Here is a 21,471-nt window from a genome sequence, read left to right as displayed (position 1 = left end):
CGTCAGACCGTCGCGTAGGCGACGATGCCGCGGCGCACCGCGTCCGTCGCCCGTCGCGCGGTCTGGGCGAGCTCCTCGTCGCCGGCGTTCCGGACCTGGTCCAGCAGGTCGATGACCTGCTTCGACCAGCGCACGAAGTCGCCAGCGGGCATGTCCAGGGTCCGGAGCACGTCGTCGAGCGCGGAGCCGGACGCCCAGCGGAACATGCCGACCGACATCGCCGGGGTCGGCGGCTGCGAACCGGCGAGCCGCGCATCGCGCTCGATGTCGTCGAGCCGCGCCCAGATGGTCAGCGTCTCGTCGAGCGCCGGCCGGAAGGCTCCGCGGGGCAGGGCGTGCTCGGTCCCCGGGGCGTCCTCGCGCCGGGGCTGGTACACGATGGTGGCGGCCATGGCGGCGAGCTGCGCCGGGGTCAGTTCCTTCCAGACGCCGGCCTCGAGGCACTCGGCCACGAGCAGGTCGCGCTCACCGTAGATCCGCTGCAGGCGACGTCCGCCCGCGGCGACGGTCGCTTCGTCGTCCCCGGTGGCGACCAGGTAGCCGAGCTGCAGGAGCACGTCGGTGACCCGGTCGAACGTCGTCGCGACGGCACCCGTGCGGGAGCGGATCTGCTGGACGAGCTTGTCGTTGGCGCGCTTGAGCTTGTACCAGCGCTCGGCCCAGCGGGCGTGCGCCTCGCGGTCCGGGCACGCGTGGCAGGGGTGGCGCTGCATCTGCCGACGGACCTCGGTGATCGCCGCCTGGCGCTCCTGCCGGGCGCCGTGCGAGGCCTCGCGACCGCCGGGGACGTTCGTGCGCTCGAGGTCCGACAGGCGACGGCGGAGCGCGGCGTACTCGGTGAAGTCGCCGAGGTGGCACTGCATCGCGCGCTGGTAGCCGTCGAGGGACTCCTGCTGCGACCGGACCTTGCGTGCGAGGTCGACGACGGAACGGTCCGCCTGGAACTGCGCGAACGAGGTCTCGAGGACCTCGCGCGTCCGCTGCCGACCGAACTGCTCGATGAGGTTCACGGCCATGTTGTACGTGGGCTTGAACGAGGAGTTGAGCGGGTACGTGCGACGGCTCGCCAGCGACGCGACGGCCTGCGGGTCGAGGCCGTCCGACCACTGGATGACCGAGTGGCCCTCGACGTCGATGCCACGGCGTCCGGCACGACCGGTGAGCTGTGTGTACTCCCCCGGCGTGATCGGCACCCGGGCCTCGCCGTTGAACTTCTCGAGCTTCTCGAGCACGACCGTCCGGGCCGGCATGTTCACGCCGAGCGCCAGGGTCTCGGTCGCGAACACGACCTTGAGGAGCTTGCGCTGGAACAGGTCCTCGACGACCTCCTTGAACGCGGGCAGCAGGCCGGCGTGGTGTGCGGCCACACCGCGCTCGAGACCCTCGAGCCACTCCCAGTAACCGAGCACCGCGAGGTCCTCGTCGAGCAGGGTCCGGCAGTGGTACTCGGCCGTCTCGCGGATCTCGTTGCGCTCGTCGGCGGTCGTCAGCGAGATGCCGGACCGGAGGACCTGACGGACGCCCTGGTCGCAGCCGTTGCGGCTGAACACGAAGAAGATCGCCGGCAGGAGCATCCGCTCGTCGAGCACCTTCGCGATCTGCTCGCGGTACATCTTCTCGGTACGAGGGCCCCGGCGCTCGGGGTAGCCCCCGCGCCCGCGACGACCACGGTGGCCGCCGCCGTGCCGCTCGCTGCGCGAGGCGCCACCGACGAGTCGGAGCAGCTCCGGGTTCACCCGGTTCGTGGCCGCGGCACCGCTCGAGTCGAACAGGTCGACCATCTTCGAGCCGACGAGCACGTGCTGCTCGAGCGGGACCGGCCGGTCCTCGGACACGATGACGTCGGTGTCGCCGCGGACGGTCTGCAGCCAGTCGCCGAACTCCTCGGCATTGGACACCGTCGCGCTGAGGGAGACGAGCCGGACCTCGGTCGGCAGGTGCAGGATCACCTCTTCCCACACCGCTCCCCGGAACCGGTCCGCCAGGTAGTGGACCTCGTCGAGGACGACCCACGCCAGGTCGTCGAGCAGGTCGGAGTCCGCGTAGATCATGTTGCGGAGCACCTCGGTCGTCATCACGACGACACGGGCCCGCGGGTTGACGTTCGTGTCGCCGGTGAGGAGCCCGACCTCGGACTCGCCGTAGTCGGCGACGAGCTCGTTGTACTTCTGGTTGCTCAGCGCCTTCATCGGCGTCGTGTAGAAGACCTTCGCGGTGGGCTGCCGCATCGCGAGCCAGATCGCGAACTCGGCGACGATCGTCTTGCCGGCACCGGTCGGTGCGGCGACGAGGACGCTCCGGCCCTGGTCGAGTGCGTCGCAGCCGGCGACCTGGAACGGGTCGAGGTCGAAGCGCAGGTCGGAACGGAACAGCTCGAGGTTGCGCGAGCGGTTCCGGACCTTCGCCGCCTGGTAGCGCTCGGCGGCAGTGGGTCCGGCGGTCATCAGCGTGCGTACTCCTCGTCGAGCTTCGCCTGCTGCTTCGCCAGCCTGCGGTCGTGGAGCCAGGTCACGAGACACGCTGCTGCGTAGAGCACCGTCATCGGGATCGCCAGCAGGAACATCGAGATGACGTCGGCCGACGGGGTCACGATCGCGCAGAACACCAGGATGCACACGATCGCGACGCGCCACGACCTGATGATCGAGCTGGCCGACAGCACCCCGACGAAGTTCAGCAGCACGAGGAACACCGGCAGCACGAACGCGATGCCCACGGCGACGATGAGCTTGATGACGAAGTCGTAGTACGCCTTGGCGTCGACGATCGACGTGTCCTGCGCCGACACGAAGCTGCCCAGGATCCCGACGATGTGCGGCAGGACGTACCAGCCGAACCAGCAGCCCGCGAAGAACAGCGGGATCGCGGTGCCCAGGAACCCGAACACGTACTGCTTCTCGCGCCGCACCAGCGCCGGGACGATGAACGCCCAGACCTGGTAGAGCCAGACGGGGCTCGAGATGACGACACCGATCGTGATCGCGATCTGCAGTCGCAGGTCGAACGCGCCGGTGATCTGGGGGAAGTTCAGCTCAGCCGTGTGGCCGCCGACCTCGGCCAACTGGGTGACCGGCTGCCGCAGGGCATCGAGCACGAACGGGGTGAGGAACCACCCGCCGACCGCGCAGAGCGCGACCGCGACGACGGCCTTGAAGAGACGGTTCCGCAGCTCGATCAGGTGCTGCCCGAGCGACATGCGACCCTCGGTGTCCTTCTCCGGACGGCCTGGTCGCCTCGCTCGCCCGCTCGCGGTCGTCGAAGCCATGGCCCGATCCTACGGGACCGGGGCCGACAGTCGGGCCGTCGGCGGCGGACCCACAGGCGGACGACCGGACGGGAGGCGCACGGCGGCCCCGCCCCGTGCCTCCCGTCCGTCAGGGTGAGCGGCGGGCGCGGTGCGCGCGCTACTCGGCGGACAGGGCTGCTTCGGCGAACGCGCGGACGGCGGCACGGGCCGCCGGCGGGTCGAGGACGACCGCGCGGCCCGGCAGGCCGGCCACCAGCCGGACGACCCCGTCGAAGCCGTTCGATGCCGCGAGCCGGATGCGGACGCGGCCGTCTGCGTCCTCGGCGTCGGCGGTGTCCGCCAGGAAGTCCGCGACGAGGGGCAGCGCCGAGCAGTCGAGCTCCACCGTGACGATGACGTCGCCGCCGGACTGCTGGAAGAGCGTGTCCGGGATCACGACGTCGCCGATGGTCTTCTCGGCCGGGCGGTCGTCCACGCGCACGCTCGTCATCCGGTCGAGCCGGAAGGTCCGGAGCGCCTGCCGGTCGAGGTCCCAGGCACGCAGGTACCAGTCGGTGTCGATCGACTCGACGCGGAGCGGGTCGACACGGCGGGTCCCGCCGCGGGTGCGCGGCCCGGCGTACTCGAACGCCAGACCACGACCGTCGGCGACGGCACGGCGGATGGTGGCGAGCGCCGCGTCGTGCAGGTCCTGACCGACCGCGACGTTCGACGCCGCTCCCCCGGCACCGCGGGAGAGCTTCGCCATGAGGGACCGGATCGCGTCCCGGTCGGCGGCCTCGGGCAGCGCGGACAGGTACTGCAGGCCGGCGATCAGCGCCGAGGCCTCACGCGCCGACAGCCGGGGCGAGTCGTCGATCGCCACGAGGTTCGTCAGCACGATCATGTCGTTCTGCTCGAAGTCGTCCCAGGCGATGTCGAACAGGTCACCGTGCTGGTACTGCATCGTCTCGCCGGGCACCCCGGACACCGCGATGAGCTCGACCGCACGGCGGATGCGCTGCTCGGGGACGCCGAAGTGCCGTGCGGCCTCGGCCACGGACACGCGCTCGTGGTCGATGAGGTACGGCACGAGGACGAGCAGGAACGCGAGCTTGTCCTGTGCCTGGAGCGGTTGCTGGTCAGGCACGGGTACCTCCGGCGTCGGCGGTCTGGTCGGCGGCGGCGGTCTGGTCTGCGTCGGCTCGGCCGGCCTCCGCGTGGTCGGCGACGAGGGCGCGCAGGCGGGCGACCACGAGCTCGCGGACCGCGGCGGGCTCGAGCACCCGGACCTCGGGACCGAAGGCCGCCAGTTCCTCGGCGAGGATCTGCGGGTCGACGTGGTGCACGACGAGCACGCCGTCGTCGTCGACCTCGGTGCCGCGTCGACGCTGGAGCCGGCGCTCGGCATCGGAACCGGGCACGACCGCGATCCGCGCCGTCCGTTCGGCCCACACCCGGTCCAGCTCGGTCAGGGCACGTTCGGCGGCGCCGGCGGGAGCGGGGTGCTGCCCGACCTGGTGCACGCTCACCGGCCCGACGATCCGCGAGAGCAGGTAGTTCTTCGTGCCGCCGGTGGAGAACTCGTGCGCTGCGAGCATCCAGCGACCGCCGTGCTGCACGAGCGCGAGCGGTGCGAGGTCACGTCGGCGGGGCGCGTGCTCGCCCGGCGTGATGTAGTCGAAGCGCACGGCGGCGCCACGGTCGAGCGCTGAACGCAGGGGTTCGAACGCGGTGTCACGGGCGCGGAGCCGGGGCGAGTAGGCGGCCATGCCGGCGACGCCCTGCGCCGTGGTCGTCCCTCCGTCGTCGGCACCGGCGGACCGGACCTTCAGCAGCGCCCGTCGTGAGTCGGTGGACAGTGCACCCTCGCGCCAGGCCATCGCCGCGAGCGACAGCAGCGCGGACTCGTCCGGGGTGAAGCGGACGTCGAGCGGCAGGTCGTACTCGCCCTTCGGGATGCGGTACCGGAGCGTCTGGTTGTTGCCGGCGGCACCGGGCGTCTCGATCGTCTCGAGCGGGATGCCGAGGTCGCGGACGTCGTCCTTGTCGCGCTCGAACTGCCGCTCGAGCGACGCGTTGTCCCCACCGGACGTGTACCGCTGCCGGTAGCCCTGCACGTTGGCCAGGATCTCCGCCTTGGTCAGCCCGGCCTCGGTCGAGAGCAGCGCGAGCACCAGGCTGAAGAGCCGCTCCTCGGCGGGGACGCGGGGGGCTCGGGTGGCTGGCACGAGCCCGATCCTACGGCAGCGCGGGTGCACCGGAGTGCACCCGCGCGCGGTCGGTGGACGGACCGTCGAGGGTCAGGCGGGCATCTTCCCGAGCACGTCGATGACGTACGCGGTGGTGCCGTCCTGCTGGTGCACGATCGCCAGGACCTGGTCGCCGACACGGTGGCCGAGGACGGCGTTCCGCACGCCGTCGATGACCTGGCCCTTCGCGAGCGGGATCGCCTGTGCGCCCGATCCGTCGGTCCAGCTCGAGCCGACGACGGACGAGTCGCCGTTGCTGCCGGCCCACGAGACGGCCGTGTACTTGATGACCGCGGTGTCCTTCGCGGTGAGCTCCGCCCCAGACCCCTTGCGGAGCAGGTGCAGCGCGTCGTCCTTCGGGGCGCTCCACGACGGGATCGTGATGCCGGGCGCACCCGACGGCGCGAGGACGACGGCGGGCATGCCGTCGCCGGCGAGCTGCGGCGTGCCGGTCGCCCGGGCGTCGAAGGCCTGCTTGACGTCCATGACCGCGATCACGGCGTCCTCGGCCTTGCGCGACGTGCCGGATCCGGCGGTCGCGCTCCCGCTCAGCTCGCTCTTCGGCAGGGCGACGGCGAGCCGGTCGCCCACGTGGGCGCACTCGAGCGCGGTGCCCAGGGGGCCGTAGTTCGCAGCGCCCGCGGTGATCGGGGCGGTCTGCCCGGAGTACCCGCTGGTCTGCGCGACCTGACCGGTGCTGCCGTCGACGAGGGTGTACTCGACGAGGACCGGCGTCCCCTCCTCGATCTGGCGGCCGTCGCCGGAGCGCAGGACCGACACCTGCGTGCCCGTCGTGGTCAGCCCGGACGGCACCGACACCTTCGGCTCCTTGCCGAACGCACCGGACGCCGTCACCGCTGCCGACGCGGCACCGGGAGCCGGGCAGGAGGACGCGGCCGTACCGGCCCCGCTGGCGGCGCACCCCGTCAGGGACGCGGCGAGGCCGATGGTGACCAGGAGTGCGGGGATGGTGCGCACGGACCCTCTTTCCGTTCGGTGCTGGACGGGCATGCGTAGCCTAGCGGTCGCCGTCGGCGGCATCGTGCGAGGCATCCGGGGTGCCTTCGGCGCCGCCGTGCGCGATCCCCTGCGCGTCCGTCCCGGCCTCGGCAGCGGCGACCCTGCGCGCCTGGGCCGCTGCCTGACGGGCGACCTTCCGGAGCTTCTTGTCGCTGGCGGACCGCTCGCCGACGGCGCCGGGGGTCCAGGCCTCGACGTCCTCGTCCGAGAACTCGGCCTTGCCTGCACGACGCTTCAGGTTCGGCAGCACGACGCCGTCGGCGAGGCGTCGGGCGGTCACGAGGAACCCGGTGTGGCCGACCATCCGGTGGTCCGGACGGACGGCGAGACCCTCCACGTGCCAGGTGCGCACGAGGGTCTCGCTCGACTGCGGGTCCGTGAAGCGCCCGGTGTCCCGCAGCGCCTCGGCCGTGCGGGACAGCTGCGTGACCGTCGCCACGTAGCAGACGACGAGCCCGCCGGGGACGAGCGCGTCCGCCGCGGCGTCGACGCACTCCCACGGCGCGAGCATGTCGAGGACCACGCGGTCGATGCTCTGCGGTCCGGTGGCGCCGGGGAGCTCCTCGACGAGGTCGCCGACGGTCACCGACCAGTTGTCCGGCACGGCGCCGAGGAACGTGCCGACGTTGCCGCGCGCGATGGCGGCGAACTCCTCGCGGCGCTCGAACGACTGCAGCCGGCCGGTCGGGCCGATCGCCCGGAGGAGGAAGAGCGAGAGTGCTCCCGAGCCGACGCCGGCCTCGACGACCCGGGCGCCCGGGAAGACGTCCGCGAAGGCGACGATCTGGGCGGCGTCCTTCGGGTAGACGATGGCCGCGCCCCGGGGCATCGACATCACGTAGTCGTTGAGGAGCGGCCGGAGCGCGAGGTACTCGTCGCCGGTGCTCGCCCGGATCACGGAGCCGTCGGGCTGCCCGATCACGTCGTCGTGCCGGAGCACGCCGCGGTGGGTGTGGTACTCGCCGGCGGTCTCGAGCGAGAGCGTCGTGAGCTTGCCCTTCGGGCCGGTGAGCTGCACGCGGTCACCGGCGCGGAACGGACCGCGCGGCGGGGTGTGCGGGGCGCCACCGGCGGTGTGCGGCAGGGCGACGACGTCGTCCTGCGAGGGCTGCTGGGTCTGCTCGGTCATCGGCTCGCCGTCTCGGTACGGGCCGCGAGGGCCGGGCTGGTCAGTTCGACGAGGCGGTCGACGTCCACGTCCGCCAGCGTCGTCAGGTGCACGTCGCCACCGGCGATCTCGGACAGCGGCACGATGTGCTCGACCGCGACGGTGACGGCGCCGGAGGCCACGGCCGAGGCGACCCCAGTGGCCGAGTCCTCGATCGCGATGCACGCGGTGGGGTCGACCCCGAGCTGCGCCGCCGCGGCCAGGTAGGCGTCCGGGTGGGGCTTCGGACGGTCGACGTCGTCGCCGGCGACGACCACGCGGAAGCCACGGGCCCCGAGGGCGTCGGCGGTGACGAGCGCCATCGTGCGGCGGGACATCGTCACCAGCGCGGTCGGGATGCCGCGGTCGTGCAGCTCCTCGACGAGTTCGCGGGCGCCGGGACGCCAGGGGAGCTCACCGCCCTGCAGGCGCTGCGTCACGTAGTCGGTCATCCACAGGACGATCTCCTCGACGTCCATGTCGACGCCCCGGTCGCGGAGGATCTCACCCGACCGCTCGAGCCCGCTCCCGACCAGGGAGAGGCCGTCCTCGTGGGTCCACTCGGCGCCGTACCGGTCGGTCAGCTCGACCTGGGACTGCTGCCAGATCGGTTCGGTGTCGATGATCGTGCCGTCCATGTCCCACAGCACGGCTGCGGGGAGGACGCGTTCGGGGTGCTGGGCGGTCACGGGCGACGAGTCTACCGGGGCACCGACCGGCGCCGCGGTTCCGCTCGGGGCGGACGGAGGGGTGCCGCGGGCGGCTCCGGCATATCCTGGGTGATCGACCGTGTCCGGCCGCGCGCGATCACCGTGCGCGCCCCGCTCCACCACCAGGAGGCCCCTCCGTGCCACAGCACTCCCCCTTCAGCGACGGCCGACTGCTCGTCGTCGCCTTCGAGGGCTGGAACGACGCCGGCGAGGCTGCGAGCGGCCTCGCCCGCCGGATCGTCGACGCGCTGGAACTCGACGAGCTGCGCGAGATCGACGGCGAGCGGTACGTCGACTACCAGTTCAACCGGCCGGAGGTCGGCACCGCGGAGGACGGTTCCCGAGTCATCCGCTGGCCCCGCATCGTCCTGCACGGGCCCGGCGCCGAGGGGCGTCCGGTCATCGGCGCGGCCGGTTCCGAGACCGAACGCGACGTGTTCGTCCTGGTCGGGCCGGAGCCGTCCCGGACCTGGCGGGGGTTCTGTGCGGAGGTCATCGACCTCGCCGACGTGTACTCGATCGACGCGGTGGTGTTCGTCGGCGCGATGCTGGCGGACGTCCCGCACACCCGACCGATCTCGGTGTTCGTGTCGAGCGAGAACGCCGGTGTCCGTGCGGCGTTCGACGTCGACCGGTCGACGTACGAGGGACCGACCGGCATCCTCGGCGTGCTCTCCGACGCGATGGACACCGCGGGGCTCACCACGCTCTCCCTGTGGGCCTCGGTCCCCCACTACGTGCACAACTCGCCGTCGCCGAAGGCCACCCTGTCCCTCCTCGACAAGATCGAGGAGCTCGCCGACGTCACGGTCCCGCGGGGCAGCCTGCTCGACGAGGCCACCGAGTGGGAGGAGGGCATCGACGCCCTCGCCGCCGACGACGAGGACATGGCGAGCTACATCGGCCAGCTCGAGCAGGCCCGCGACACGGTCGACTCCCCCGAGGCGTCGGGGGACGCGATCGCGCAGGAGTTCGAGCAGTACCTCCGCCGGCGCGAGCGCAAGGACGGCAAGGACGGCGGCACTGCCGGCGGCGAGGGTCCGTGGCGGCCCCCGCAGCCGCCGCAGCAGTAGTCGCGACCACGGGACGGACGGGAGGCGCGGTGCCGGCTGGCACCGCGCCTCCCGTCCGTCCCGTCGTCGGCACGCGCTCCGGTCGCACGACGTGCCGCTCACCTCTGGGGTGAGCGGCACGTCGTGCGACCGCGACGGCCACCGGCGGCACGTCGCGCGACCGGGAGAGCGCCTGCCCGAGCCCCCGGTCTCAGGCCAGGCGGATGCCGAGCAGGGCGTCGACGAGGTCGACGAGCTCCGGTGTCGCGCGGGTCCCCGCGGCGATCGCGGTGTCGACCGCGGCGACCGCACCCGGTGTGTCGAGGTCGTCGGCGACACGCGCGCGGATGCGGGCGATCGCGTCGGCGGCGTCGTCCTCGTGACCCGGAGCGTCACCGGACGCCCAGGCGTCCCACGTCGCGAGCCGTGTGGTCGCGCTCGTCAGTTCGCCGTCGAACCACTCCCAGTCGTCCGAGTACCGGTGCGACAGCAGCGCGAGCCGGACGGCCCTCGGGTCGGCGCCGTCGTCGAGCAGGCCGCGCACGGTGACGAGGTTGCCGAGCGACTTCGAGATCTTCGACCCCTGGTAGGCGATCATCCCGGTGTGCACGAAGGCGTTGGCGAGCGGCTGGTGCGCGAGTGCGGCGGCGTGCCCGGCGCTCATCTCGTGGTGCGGGAAGACGAGGTCGCTGCCGCCGCCCTGCACGCTGATCGGCAGGCCGAGCTTGTCGCCCGCGATCACGCTGCACTCGATGTGCCAGCCGGGTCGTCCCGGGCCCAGCTCGGTGTCCCAGCTCGGCTCCCCGGCGCGCTCGGCACGCCAGAGCAGCGGGTCGAGCGGGTCGCGCTTGCCGGCGCGGTCCGGGTCCCCGCCCCGCTCAGCCGACAGCACGAGCATCGTCTCGCGGTCCAGGCGGCTCTCGTCGCCGAGCGTCCACGCCTCGGTGGGGCGGTTCACGTCGAAGTAGACGTCGTCGCCCTCGGAGTCGTCGGTCGGCACGTCGTAGGCGTACCCGGTCTCCTGCAGGTACGCGACGGCCTCGGCGATGCGCTCGACCTCGTCGGTCACCGCGACGAAGTCGTCCGGCGGCAGGACGCGGAGTGCCTCCATGTCGCGGCGGAACAGGTCGATCTGCGAGGCGGCGAGCTCGCGCCAGTCGATGCCGTCCCGCTCGGCGCGCTCGAGCAGCGGGTCGTCGACGTCGGTGGTGTTCTGCGCGTACTCGACCTCGAGCCCCGCGTCCCGCCAGGCGCGACCGAGCGTGTCGAACGCCAGGTAGGTCGCCGCGTGGCCGAGGTGGGTGGCGTCGTACGGCGTGATGCCGCACACGTAGAGCGTCGCGCCCTCCGCGCCGTGGGTCGGGTCCACGGGCCGCCCGGCCGCGGTGTCGTGCACCACGGGTCGGGGCGCGTCACCGGGGACGGACGGGACGGACGGGACCTGCCAGGCCCTCACGGCTGGATCACTCCGAGCGACAGCAACACGATGAGCACGATACCGAGTGCGATCCGGTAGACCACGAAGGGCATGAAGCTGCGCTTCGAGATGTAGTTCATGAACGCGGCGATGACGACGAACCCGACGACGAACGCGACGACGGTCGCCACCAGCGTGTCGACGAGACCGAAGGGCGCGCCGTGGTCGCCGAGGCTCGTCGCGGCCTCGTAGAAGCCGGACAGGAAGACCGCGGGGACGGCGAGCAGGAACGCGAAGCGCGCCGCGGCCGGTCGGGTGTAGCCGAGGGCGAGTCCCATCGACACCGTGGCGCCGGAGCGCGAGACGCCCGGGACGAGCGCCAGCATCTGGGCGACGCCGATGAGCAGGCCGTTCCGGAACGTCATCTGCTCGATCGGACGGACCTTGCGCCCGACGACGTCGAGCACGCCGAGCACGACGCCGAAGACGATGAGCACGATCGCCACGATCCAGAGCGACCGGAACGTGGTCTCGATGGAGTCCTTGAGCAGGAGTCCGGCGACCCCGATCGGGATCGTGCCGAGGATGACCAGCCAGCCGAGGCGGACGTCCGGGTCGCCCTGCGGCACGTCGCGCCGGAACACCGAGCGGAACCACCGCCCGACGATCCGGGTGATGTCCTTCCAGAAGTAGATCAGTACGGCCGTCTCGGTGCCGAGCTGCGTCACCGCGGTGAACGCGGCACCCGGGTCCTTCGCATCGGGCAGGAAGAGCCCGACGATGCGCAGGTGCGCGCTGGAGGACACGGGCAGGAACTCGGTGAGTCCCTGCACGAAGCCGAGGAAGATCGCCTCGAAGATGTGCATCGAGCGGGGCCTTTCGTGCCGGTCGTCGCGGGTCGCCGCCGAGGGGCGACCCGGCAATGTATCAGTACGTGGCGAGCAGGTCGCCGAGGACGCGCCGCCCGAAGGCGAGGGCGTCGAGGGGCACGCGCTCGTCGACGCCGTGGAACATCGCCGGGAAGTCGACGTCCTCCGGCAGCTGCAGCGGGACGAACCCGTACCCGGCGATCCCGAGCCGCGACATCGCCTTGTTGTCGGTGCCGCCGGACAGCAGGTAGGGCAGCACGGGCGCCCCGGGGTCGTGGCGCTCGAGCGTCCCGCGCACGGCGTCGACGAGGGGTCCGCCGAAGTCCTGCTCGAGGCCGACGTCCCGGTGCGTCATCACGACCTCGACGTCGTCGCCCGCGAGTTCCCGGACCCGCTCGAGCACGGTCTCCTCGTCGCCCGGCAGGCAGCGGAGGTCGACGAGGGCCTCGGCAGCGTCCGGGATCACGTTGTGCTTGTACCCGGCGCGGAGGACCGTCGGGTTGGTCGTCGTGTGCAGCGCCGCGTGGATGAAGCGCGAGGCGGACCCGGTCGCGAGGGCGACCTCGTCCGGCCCGGTCGTCACGGGGTCGACGCCGAGGAGCCGCGCGATCTCGCGGACCATCGCCTCGGTGGTGCCGGAGAGCCGGACCGGCCACTCCTCCGCTCCGATGCGCGCCACCGCGGCGGCCACCTTGGTCACCGCGTTGTCCCGCATCACGTGCGAGCCGTGCGCCGCGGTGCCCCGCGCGGCGAGCTTGATCCACATCAGGGCCTTCTCGCCGGTCTGCAGCAGGTAGGCCCGCTGCCCGCCGAGGGTCACCGAGTACCCGCCGACCTCGCTGATCGCCTCGGTCGCGCCGGCGAAGACCTCCGGGTGCGTGTCGACGACGTGGTGGGCGCCGAGCACCCCGCCCGCCTCCTCGTCCGCGAAGAACCCGATGACGAGGTCACGCTCGGGTGCGCCCTGACCTTCGACCACGTCGCGCAACGCCGTCAGCATCATCGCGTCCATGTTCTTCATGTCGACCGCGCCGCGGCCCCAGAGCATGCCGTCGCGCACCTCGCCGCCGAACGGGTCCACCGTCCAGTTCGCGGGGTCGGCCGGCACCACGTCGAGGTGCCCGTGCACGACGAGACCCGGCTTGTCGGCGTTCCGCCCCGCCACACGGGCGACGACGCTCACCCGGCCCGGCTCCGACTCGAAGAGCTGCGGCGCGAAGCCCAGGTCGCGCAGCTCCGCCTCCACGTACTGCGCCGCCTCGGTCTCGCCGACCGACCTGCCCTCGCCCCAGTTCGTGGTGTCGATGCGGATGAGGTCCCGCGCGATGGCGGCGGTGGCCTCGAGGTCCGGCTCGGTCGGCTGGGCGTCGCTCATGCCACCAACGCTACCGGCAGCCCGCGACGCACCCGCGTACGCCCCCTGCTCGCCCGTCGTTCCGAAGGACTCGCCCGGGATGCGCGCCCGTGTTCATCGTGCGTTCAGAGCCGTGCTAGTGTCTTCTCTCGGCAGGAACGCCGGGAAAACAGCCCGGAACGACAGCCGAACAAGTGCAGAACACCCTGTCCGGGTGGCGGAATTGGTAGACGCGCTAGCTTGAGGTGCTAGTGCCCGTATTAGGGCGTGGGGGTTCAAGTCCCCCCTCGGACACAAGAAGAGAAGAGCCCCCTGGCCTGTCGGCCAGGGGGCTCTTCTCGTCCGTGCTCGCCCGGCGAGCATCGCGGGCCCGATGACCCGATGCACGCGCATCGTGCGACATCACCGCTGTCGAACGACGAGCGCGGTGTCGCAGGAGGCGCGCGGCGCGAGGGCCTCCGCCCCGCGTCTCAGTGACGCCGCAGGCGACGCACGACCAGCACCAGGCCGCCGAGGGCGGCGAGCCAGCCCCAGTTCGCCACGACCGGGTCGAGCAGCTGGTGGCGCCCGTCCCGTCGCGAGGAGCCCAGACGCGTCGAGACGGGCCGGTTGCCGAGCTCGGCGCGCCACCCGGTCTCGTGCACGACCCGGTCCGGTCGGCCGCGGAGCGCGTCCGTCACCCGGTGGGTGGCCACGTCGATCCGGTCGCCCAGCACGAGGAGCAGCCAGTGCGCCAGCCGGCCCTCGCTGAAGCGTCGGTAGGCGAACCGCTTCACGACCCCGGCGAGCCCGGACAGCGGTTGCGCCGTCCCGAACACGGGCGTGACGTGGGCGTGCTCGATCGACCGCTCGCGGCCCTCGCCGCCGGGCTGTGGCTCGGGGACGTCCCAGTGGGCACACGAGGCGAGTCCGACCTCGCGGGAGAGCTTCGGCACCGACGGACGGTCGGCCGGGTCGAGGTCGCTCCCCCACCCGGGGATGCGCTCACGGAGCTCCGCCGACGAGGGCACACGTCGGGGCGGGTCGGCGATGTAGGGCGTGTGGTCGGTCACGGGTGTCTCCTTCACGGCACGATCACCGTCTTGATGCAGTCGTCGAGCTTCGACGAGAACAGGTGGTAGGCCTCGTCGATGTGCTCGAGCGGGACCCGGTGCGTGATGATGTCGCTCGGACGGAAGTGTCCGGCCTGGATGTGCTCGAGCAGCCGGGGCCACTGGCGCTTGACCGGCGCCTGGTTCGTGTGGATCGTCAGGCCCTTGTTCATGGCGTCGGCGAACTTCACCGCGCTCGGGATCGGTCCGTACGCGCCGACGGCGGAGATCGTCCCGCCCTTGCGCACACCGTCGATCGCCCAGTTGAGCGCGGTCGGTGACCCGCCCTGCAGCTTGAGCTTCGACGCCGTGACCTGCTGGGTGAAGTTGCCGTCCGCCTCGGCACCGACGGCGTCGATCACGCTGTCCGCTCCGAGGAAGTCGGTCTGCTGCTTCATCTCGAGCACGACGTCGTCGACCTCGGCGAAGTTGATGGTCTCGGCGTGCGCGAAGGTGCGCGCCTTCTCGAGCCGGTACTCCAGCTGGTCGATGACGATCACGCGGCCGGCACCCATGAACCACGCCGACCGAGCAGCGAACAGCCCGACCGGGCCGGCGCCCAGCACCACCACGGTGTCGCCCTCGCGGATCGAGGCGAGCTGTGCGCCGAAGTAGCCCGTGCTCAGGGCATCGGTCATCAGGAGGGCGTCCTCGGCGTCCAGCCCCTCCGGGATGACGGACGGGCCGACGTCGGCGAACGGTACGCGGACGCGCTCCGCCTGCCCGCCGTCGTAGCCGCCCGTGGTGTGCGAGTACCCGTAGATGCCGCCGACGGCCGTCGCGTTCGGGTTCACGTTGTGGCAGTTCGAGAACAGCCCCCTCGCGCAGAACCAGCAGGAGCCGCAGTAGACGTTGAAGGGCACCATCACGCGGTCGCCGACGGCGAGTGACGCCACCGACGAACCGACCTCCTCGACCACGCCGATGAACTCGTGGCCGAAGGTGTGCCCGACGCGGGTGTCGGGCATCATGCCGTGGTACAGGTGCAGGTCGGAACCGCAGATCGCGGCCCGTTCGACCCGGACGACGGCGTCGTTCGGGTGCTCGATCCGAGGATCGGGCTTCTCCTCGACACGGACCCGGTACGGTCCGCGGTAGGTCATGGCACGCATGGGCGCTCCTCTCGTTCGTGGAGCCCACGCTCGCCTCGGTGCCGTGCGAGGCGATCCAGGACCGCGCGATCTGAGCAGAACGACCGGGACCGTCGACGACGGACCGGCGAACGGACGGAAGGCGCGGTGCCGACCGGCACCGCGCCTCCCGTCCGTCACGTGGTGACGTCGACCTGTGTCAGCTCTTCGAGGCCTCGACGAAGTTGCGTCGCGGGTCGGTCTCCTTGATGAGGCTGGTCGCGTCGCGACCGGACACCGCGCCGGTGATCCAACCGATGACGATGCGGACCTTCCGGTTCAGCGTCGGCATCGCGTACACGTGGTACGAGCGGTGCGCGAGCCAGGCGAGCAGGTTCGTCATCTTGACGCCCTTGATGTTGCCGGCGCCCTTGCCGACGCCGTACGACGCGACGGTGCCGATGGAGGGGTGGCGGTACTCCTCGAGCGGCTTGCCGGTGATCGAGGCAACCACGTTGTCCGCGGCGACGACGGCCTGACGCACGGCGTTCTGGGCGTTCGGCGGGTAGTAGGCCGGCTGCTTCTCAGCGGTCAGGTCGGGGACCTGCGCGACGTCGCCGAGACCCCAGACGCCCGGGACGACCTCGTGGGTGTCCTCGGCCTCGACCTGGAGCTTCGCGTTCGCAGCGAGGTGACCCTTCGGACCACGCGGCAGGTCCGTGGCGTCGAGGAGCGGGTTCGGCTTGACGCCGGCGGTCCAGACGAGCAGCCCGGTGGCGAACTCGTCGCCGTCGGAGAGCTTGATGACCCCGCCCTCGGCGCTCGGCATGGTGGTCTTCAGACGGACGTCGATGCCGCGGGCACGGAGCGACTCGAGGGTCCACTTCGAGAGCTCCGGGCCCACCTCGGGCGCGACGCGGTCGAGCGCGTCGATGAGCACCCAGCGCGGCTGCTCACCGGCGAGCGACGGGTAGGTCTTGATGGCGGCCTGCGAGACGTCGAAGAGCTCACCGATCGCCTCGACGCCGGTGTAGCCACCGCCGACGAAGATGCTCGTCAGCAGACGGCGACGCTCGTCCTCGTCACGGGTGGCAGCGGCCTTCGCGATGTTGTCGAGGAGCTTCGCGCGGACGTAGGCGGCCTCCTCCACGGTCTTGAAGCCGACGCCGTACTCCTCGAGCCCGGGGGTCGGGAACGTGCGGGTCACCGAGCCGAGCGCGACGACGAGCTGGTCGTAGCCGAGCGTGCGGTCGTCGCCGCCGGCCGTGGCGATGGACACGGTCTTGTCCTTCGACGAGATGCCGGTGACCTTGCCCTGGATGACGCGGGTCTTCTTCAGCGCGCGACGGAGCTCGAAGGTGACGTCCTTCGGGGCGATGTGCCCGCCCGCGACCTCCGGCAGGAACGGCAGGTACGTGTAGTACGTGTTCTGGTCCACCAGCGTGATCCGCATCGGCACGGTCGCGGCGTGCTTCTGGAGCTGCTTGACCGTGGTGTAGCCGGCGGAGCCGCCGCCGAGGACGAGGACGTGAGGGATGGAGTCTGCCATGCACCCGGTCTACCGGAAGAACCCCTGTGACGTCACCAAGCCGCGCCGCCCGGTCCGTGCACCGCAGCCGGATCGGTCGCCGGGCGATCACCGTCCGGGTGGACGGTCCTGCAGGCGCCACCAGGCGGTCTCGGCCAGCTCGGGGCCGGTGTGGACGCCGTACGGGGTGCGACGGCACTCGGTGAGCGAGAACCGGCGCAGGCGGTACCCGCCGCCGAAGCGGTCGATGATCGCCTCGGGCGAGGACTCCGGCGTGCGCTTCACCAGCCACGTGCGGTCGTCGACGGGCTCGATCACCGTCGGTTGCCGATCCGCGAGCGCAGCACGTCGATCCGCTTCTGGATCTGTTCGATGCTCGCCTGCGCCACGGCCGGCCCACCGCTGATCCGACGGAGCTCGGCGTGGATGGCCCCGTGCGGTTCGTTCGCGTGCCGGGACCAGATCGAGACGAGCCGTGCGAGCTCGGTCCGCTGCTCCTTGATGGTCTGGTACATCGGGCGCGACTCGTCGGGCTTGGGCTTGGGGAGGCCGTCCTTCGCCGCGCGGCCCTTCGACCGCTTCGCCTGGGATGCCTGACGGGCCCGCAGGAGATCGCGCACCTGGTCGGGCTCGAGGAGCCCCGGGATGCCGATGAAGTCGAGTTCCTCGAGCGAGCCGACCTCTCCCCCGGTGCCGAACTCGCCGCCGTCGTAGAGCACCCGGTCGAACGACGCCTGCGAGTCGAGCGCCTCGAACGGCTGCACCTCGAGCAGGCTCTCCGACGCCCGGTCCTCCTTGTTGGCCTCGGCGACCATGGCGTCCTCGGGGTTGTACATCCCGTCGTCGCTGTCCTTCGGCCGGTCGAGGGCGTGGTCGCGCTCGAGCTCGAGCGACGCCGCGAGGGCCATCAGCCCGGGCACGCTCGGCAGGAACACGCTCGCGGTCTCGCCGCGGCGGCGGGCCCGGACGAAGCGCCCGATCACCTGCGCGAAGAACAGCGGCGTGCTCGCGCTCGTGGCGTACACGCCGACGCAGAGCCGGGGTACGTCGACGCCCTCGGACACCATGCGGACGGCGACCATCCAGCGCGAGGTGTCCTCGGCGTACGCCTGGATCCGGCTCGATCCGGCGGCCTCGTCGGAGAGCACCACGGTCGGCCGCTCGCCGGTGATCTGCTGCAGGATGCGGGCGTAGGCGCGCGCGGTCGTGGTGTCGGTCGCGATCACCAGGCCGCCGGCGTCCGGCACGCCGCGACGGACCTCGGTCAGCCGCTTGTCGGCGGCCGACAGCACGGCGGGCATCCACTCGCCCTCCGGCGAGAGCGCGGTCCGCCACGCCTGTGCGGTGATGTCCTTCGTGACCTGCTCGCCGAGGGACGCCGACATCTCGTCGCCCATGCGCGTCTTCCAGCGCATCTGCCCGGCGTAGGCCATGAACAGCACCGGGCGGACGACGCCGTCCTTGAGCGCGCGGCCGTACCCGTAGTTGTAGTCGGAGATCGAGGTCCGGATGCCCTGCTCGTCGGGGGCGTACTGCACGAACGGGATCGGGGCCGTGTCCGACCGGAACGGGGTGCCGGAGAGGGACAGCCGACGGGTCGCCTTCGTGAAGGCCTCGCGGATGCCGTCGCCCCAGGTGAGTGCGTCGCCGCCGTGGTGGACCTCGTCGAGGATCACCAGCGTGCGACCGCCCTCGGTGATCTTCTGGTGGACCTCGGGGTTCATGCCGACCTGCGCGTAGGTGATCGCCACGCCCTGGTAGTGCCGCCCGAACATCCCGTCGCCGTTCTTGAACATCGGGTCGATCCGGATGCCCACGCGGTCGGCAGAGTCCGCCCACTGCCGCTTGAGGTGCTCCGTCGGGGCCACGACGACGATGCGGTCGACGGTGCCGCGGGCGAGGAGCTCCGTGGCGAGGCGGAGCGCGAACGTGGTCTTGCCGGCGCCGGGGGTCGCGGCGGCGAGGAAGTCGCGCGGCTCGGTCTCGAAGTACTTCGTGAGCGCCTCGACCTGCCACGCACGGAGCTTCGACGCGGTTCCCCACGCAGCCCGCTCCGGGAAGGCCGGTGACAGGTGCTCGGCGGCCGCGTTGCCGGCGTTCTCCGCCTGGACCACGGCCTCGTCGTGGGGTCGAGCAGCGCCCGGCGCGGCCGGTTCACCACCGACCGCGGACTGCTCCCGCGTCGCCCGGTCGTCGCCGTCCGGGGCGTCGCCCCACAGCGTCGCGGGCTGCTGCTGGTCGTCGTACTCCGCTGCGCTCACTTCACGCGATCCTACCGTCAGGCCGGGTCCTGCCGGGCGTGCGGCGGACGCTGCTCGGGCGTGCCGCGCACGAGCGAGGCGGGCCGGAGCACGCCGGCACCGAAGCGTGCGGCGACCGCGTCGACCGTCGTCTCGGTCTCCCGCCACGGCGCGTCGTCGTCCCACAGCGCGTTGCTCGCCGCTGCCGGGACGAGGTTCTCGCCGCGCACGCCGATCAGACGGATCCGGTTGCCGGGCCGGTGCAGGACGTCGTAGAGCTCGACCGCCTCGTGGTGGAGCCGCTTCGCCACGTCGGTCGGTTCGGCGAGCGTCCGGGACCGGGTGAGGGTGCTGAAGTCGGTGTACCGCACCTTGAGCGCGACCGTGCGGGCCTGCACGTCGGCGCGGCGCAGGCGCACGGCGACCTTGTCGGCCAGGCGCAGGAGCTCGCGGGCGACGTCGTCACGCTCGGTCAGGTCACGTCCGAAGGTGACCTCGTGCCCGATCGACTTCTCGCTGACGCCGGTGTCCACCACGCGCGGGTCGCGGCCCCAGGACAGGTCGTGCAGACGCTGTCCGCCGGCGGGTCCGAGTGCGGCGACGAGTGACGGCAGCGGCGTGTGGGCGAGGTCCCCGACCGTGCGGATGCCACGGCGCTCGAGCTTCTCCTGCGTCGTGCCGCCGACGCCCCAGAGCGCCGCGACCGGTTGGGGGTGCAGGAAGGCCACGGTGTGCGCGGCCGGCACGACGAGGAGCCCGTCCGGCTTGGACCGGCTCGACGCGAGCTTGGCGACGAACTTGGTGGAGGCCGCGCCCACCGAGCAGTGGAGACCCGTCTCGGCGAGGACCGCGGCGCGGATGGCGGTGCCGATCTGCCACGGGGTGCCGTAGAGCCGGAGCGCACCGGCGACGTCGAGGAACGCCTCGTCGATCCCGAGCTTCTCGACCTTCGGGGTGAACTGCCCGAAGACGCGCATCACCGCGGCCGACTTCGCCGCGTACTTCTCGAAGTGCGGCTCGACGATGACGGCGTTCGGGCACCGGCGCTTCGCCACGGCCATCGGCATCGCCGAGTTCACGCCGTAGCGACGGGCCTCGTACGTGGCGGCGGTGACGACGGAGCGGTCCGAGTCGTGTCCGACGATGACGGGGAGCCCGCGCAGGTCGGGACGGTCCAGCAGTTCGACGGAGGCGAAGAAGGCGTCCATGTCGACGTGCAGGACCGTCGCCGTCACGTCGTCGACCGGACGCTCGGAGACGAGCCGGTTGCGTCCGTCCTGCTTGCTCACCCGGCGATGATGCCACGCACCACCGACACCCGAGCCGGGCTCCGGCTCAGGCGAGCGGCCCGAGCTCCGCGGCGGCGATCGTCCGCGCCGCCGCGTCCCGCGTCGACGGGTGGTACTGCCCCGCACGGACGTCCCGCGCGAGCCGGGCGAGTTCCGACGACGCCCGGAACGCCGAGCCGCCGGCGAGCCGCAGCGCCTCGTCCACGACGTGCTGCGCCGCGTCCACCGTCCGCGCCTTGGTGCCGACGAGCAGCGGGAACCAGCGGGGGCCGAGGTCGTCCAGCTCGTCGACCGACCGGGCCAGGGCGGACACCTGCAGGGCGACCGCGTCGACCGCGCCGCGCAGGTCGGCGACCGCACGGCGGACGTCGGGGTCCTGCGACCGCGGGACGCCGTCGCGCCCGCGTCGACCGGACACCGCTGCGACGGCCAGTCCGAGCGCCCGTTCGGCGATCCCGACGTACACCGACGCCACGAGCAGCTCGAACGCCGCGAACACCCCGAAGACGAGCGGGTCCTGCGTCGGACCGACGGGGAGCACCCGGACGATCCGCGACGCCGGCACGTGCACGCCGTGCAGCAGCGTCGTCCGGCTCTGGGTCGCGCGCATCCCGAGCGTGTCCCAGTCGTCGAGGTGCTCGACGTCGCCGTCGGACCGCAGCACGAAGCCGTGCACGAGCCGTGGCTCCGGACCACTGGTGTCCTTGCCGAACACGCTGAGGACGTCCCACGCCGGGGCGAGCGAGGTGGACACCTTCGTGCCGGTGAAGCGGTAGCCGCCGTCGCCGTCCGGCTCCGCCGTCGTCGACGAGTCGAACAGCACGGCGTCGTTGCCCGGTTCGCTCACCCCGAAGGCGAGCAGGTGGTCGTCCGCCGCGTGGTCGGTGACGGTCTGGAGGAACGACCCGCCCCGCGCCGTGACGGCGCGCGCCGCCTGCACCCACACCTGGTGCATCCCGAGCCCGAGCGCGGTCGCCGGCGCGGCCTGCGCGAGCCGCCGCTGCAGGGTGCTCGTCGCGGCGAGGCCGAGCCCAGCGCCGCCCTGCTCGACCGGGACGCCGATGCGCAGCCAGCCGGCCGCGCGCAGCTCCTCGAGGTCCTCGGCGCAGAACGCGTTCTCGGCGTCGTACCGCGGCGCGCGGGCGGCGATCCGCTCCAGCAGGTCCTGCGACAGCGTCCACCCGGGTTCGTCGGCCAACGTCATGC

18 protein-coding genes and 1 tRNA gene are annotated in these 21,471 nt (G+C 72.1%); 2 read left to right on the top strand and 17 right to left on the bottom strand.

Annotated features, from left to right (window positions below; genetic code table 11):
- Window positions 1-2: 2 nt before the first annotated feature.
- The 7 genes from ACH0A8_RS06045 to ACH0A8_RS06015 all read right to left on the bottom strand — a co-directional run bounded on the left by ACH0A8_RS06045 (window position 3) and on the right by ACH0A8_RS06015 (window position 8,334).
- Window positions 3-2,444, bottom strand: a complete 2,442-nt coding sequence (locus ACH0A8_RS06045; RefSeq protein ID WP_066654346.1) for an RNA helicase — start codon at window positions 2,442-2,444, stop codon at window positions 3-5.
- Window positions 2,444-3,196, bottom strand: coding sequence for a twin-arginine translocase subunit TatC (tatC, locus tag ACH0A8_RS06040; RefSeq protein WP_066654351.1), 753 nt, complete (start codon window positions 3,194-3,196; stop codon window positions 2,444-2,446). Before tatC ends, ACH0A8_RS06045 begins: the two co-directional genes overlap by 1 nt.
- 208 nt (window positions 3,197-3,404) lie before the next feature.
- Window positions 3,405-4,376, bottom strand: a complete 972-nt coding sequence (locus ACH0A8_RS06035) for a helix-turn-helix transcriptional regulator (RefSeq protein WP_406906812.1) — start codon at window positions 4,374-4,376, stop codon at window positions 3,405-3,407.
- On the bottom strand, window positions 4,369-5,457 hold the full coding sequence (locus ACH0A8_RS06030) for a helix-turn-helix transcriptional regulator (protein ID WP_400429105.1): 1,089 nt from the start codon (window positions 5,455-5,457) through the stop codon (window positions 4,369-4,371). The genes ACH0A8_RS06035 and ACH0A8_RS06030 overlap by 8 nt, the downstream gene beginning before the upstream one ends.
- A gap of 72 nt (window positions 5,458-5,529) precedes the next feature.
- The gene (locus tag ACH0A8_RS06025; protein WP_251160211.1) at window positions 5,530-6,456 is read right to left on the bottom strand and encodes an FKBP-type peptidyl-prolyl cis-trans isomerase; all 927 of its coding nucleotides are present in this window, start codon (window positions 6,454-6,456) and stop codon (window positions 5,530-5,532) included.
- Between the two features lie 40 nt (window positions 6,457-6,496).
- Window positions 6,497-7,627: a tRNA (adenine-N1)-methyltransferase gene (locus ACH0A8_RS06020; protein ID WP_066654362.1), complete on the bottom strand. Its 1,131-nt coding sequence runs from the start codon at window positions 7,625-7,627 to the stop codon at window positions 6,497-6,499.
- Window positions 7,624-8,334, bottom strand: a complete 711-nt coding sequence (locus tag ACH0A8_RS06015; protein WP_271827136.1) for an HAD family phosphatase — start codon at window positions 8,332-8,334, stop codon at window positions 7,624-7,626. The genes ACH0A8_RS06020 and ACH0A8_RS06015 overlap by 4 nt, the downstream gene beginning before the upstream one ends.
- Before the next feature lie 158 nt (window positions 8,335-8,492).
- On the opposite strand from ACH0A8_RS06015, the gene ACH0A8_RS06010 reads away from it, so the two are divergent.
- Entirely contained in the window at window positions 8,493-9,428 is a 936-nt protein-coding gene (locus ACH0A8_RS06010; RefSeq protein ID WP_406906811.1) for a proteasome assembly chaperone family protein, read from the top strand.
- Between the two features lie 190 nt (window positions 9,429-9,618).
- On the opposite strand, the gene mshC is transcribed toward ACH0A8_RS06010, so the two are convergent.
- The 3 genes from mshC to ACH0A8_RS05995 all read right to left on the bottom strand — a co-directional run bounded on the left by mshC (window position 9,619) and on the right by ACH0A8_RS05995 (window position 13,068).
- Window positions 9,619-10,863 carry a cysteine--1-D-myo-inosityl 2-amino-2-deoxy-alpha-D-glucopyranoside ligase gene (mshC, locus tag ACH0A8_RS06005; RefSeq protein ID WP_209682547.1) on the bottom strand — a complete coding sequence of 415 codons (1,245 nt, stop codon included), beginning with the start codon at window positions 10,861-10,863 and terminating at the stop codon, window positions 9,619-9,621.
- Window positions 10,860-11,690 carry an undecaprenyl-diphosphate phosphatase gene (locus tag ACH0A8_RS06000; RefSeq protein ID WP_406906810.1) on the bottom strand — a complete coding sequence of 277 codons (831 nt, stop codon included), beginning with the start codon at window positions 11,688-11,690 and terminating at the stop codon, window positions 10,860-10,862. Before ACH0A8_RS06000 ends, mshC begins: the two co-directional genes overlap by 4 nt.
- A 61-nt stretch (window positions 11,691-11,751) precedes the next feature.
- The gene (locus ACH0A8_RS05995; RefSeq protein WP_406906809.1) at window positions 11,752-13,068 is read right to left on the bottom strand and encodes a M20/M25/M40 family metallo-hydrolase; all 1,317 of its coding nucleotides are present in this window, start codon (window positions 13,066-13,068) and stop codon (window positions 11,752-11,754) included.
- Window positions 13,069-13,255: 187 nt separating this feature from the next.
- Here ACH0A8_RS05995 and ACH0A8_RS05990 point away from each other — a divergent pair.
- Window positions 13,256-13,341, top strand: a tRNA-Leu gene (locus tag ACH0A8_RS05990).
- Window positions 13,342-13,517: 176 nt separating this feature from the next.
- On the opposite strand, the gene ACH0A8_RS05985 is transcribed toward ACH0A8_RS05990, so the two are convergent.
- The 7 genes from ACH0A8_RS05985 to ACH0A8_RS05955 form a co-directional block, all read right to left on the bottom strand.
- Window positions 13,518-14,099, bottom strand: coding sequence for a hypothetical protein (locus ACH0A8_RS05985; protein ID WP_400429096.1), 582 nt, complete (start codon window positions 14,097-14,099; stop codon window positions 13,518-13,520).
- Window positions 14,100-14,110: 11 nt separating this feature from the next.
- Window positions 14,111-15,250, bottom strand: coding sequence for a zinc-dependent alcohol dehydrogenase (locus ACH0A8_RS05980; RefSeq protein WP_406906808.1), 1,140 nt, complete (start codon window positions 15,248-15,250; stop codon window positions 14,111-14,113).
- A 178-nt stretch (window positions 15,251-15,428) separates the two neighbouring features.
- The gene (locus ACH0A8_RS05975) at window positions 15,429-16,757 is read right to left on the bottom strand and encodes an NAD(P)/FAD-dependent oxidoreductase (protein WP_271826711.1); all 1,329 of its coding nucleotides are present in this window, start codon (window positions 16,755-16,757) and stop codon (window positions 15,429-15,431) included.
- An 87-nt stretch (window positions 16,758-16,844) separates the two neighbouring features.
- Window positions 16,845-17,054 carry a hypothetical protein gene (locus ACH0A8_RS05970; RefSeq protein WP_406906807.1) on the bottom strand — a complete coding sequence of 70 codons (210 nt, stop codon included), beginning with the start codon at window positions 17,052-17,054 and terminating at the stop codon, window positions 16,845-16,847.
- Window positions 17,051-18,850, bottom strand: coding sequence for a DEAD/DEAH box helicase (locus ACH0A8_RS05965; protein WP_066658243.1), 1,800 nt, complete (start codon window positions 18,848-18,850; stop codon window positions 17,051-17,053). Before ACH0A8_RS05965 ends, ACH0A8_RS05970 begins: the two co-directional genes overlap by 4 nt.
- Window positions 18,851-19,014: 164 nt before the next feature.
- Window positions 19,015-20,265 (bottom strand): DNA polymerase IV, encoded by a 1,251-nt coding sequence (dinB, locus tag ACH0A8_RS05960; protein WP_066654375.1) that lies wholly within the window; start codon window positions 20,263-20,265, stop codon window positions 19,015-19,017.
- A 46-nt stretch (window positions 20,266-20,311) separates the two neighbouring features.
- Window positions 20,312-21,469 (bottom strand): acyl-CoA dehydrogenase family protein, encoded by a 1,158-nt coding sequence (locus tag ACH0A8_RS05955; protein WP_209682533.1) that lies wholly within the window; start codon window positions 21,467-21,469, stop codon window positions 20,312-20,314.
- Window positions 21,470-21,471: the final 2 nt, after the last annotated feature.

The organism is Curtobacterium sp. 179-B 9B NHS (assembly GCF_045370965.1).
Classification (GTDB): domain Bacteria; phylum Actinomycetota; class Actinomycetes; order Actinomycetales; family Microbacteriaceae; genus Curtobacterium.
This window is presented reverse-complemented; position numbering and strand designations above follow the sequence as displayed.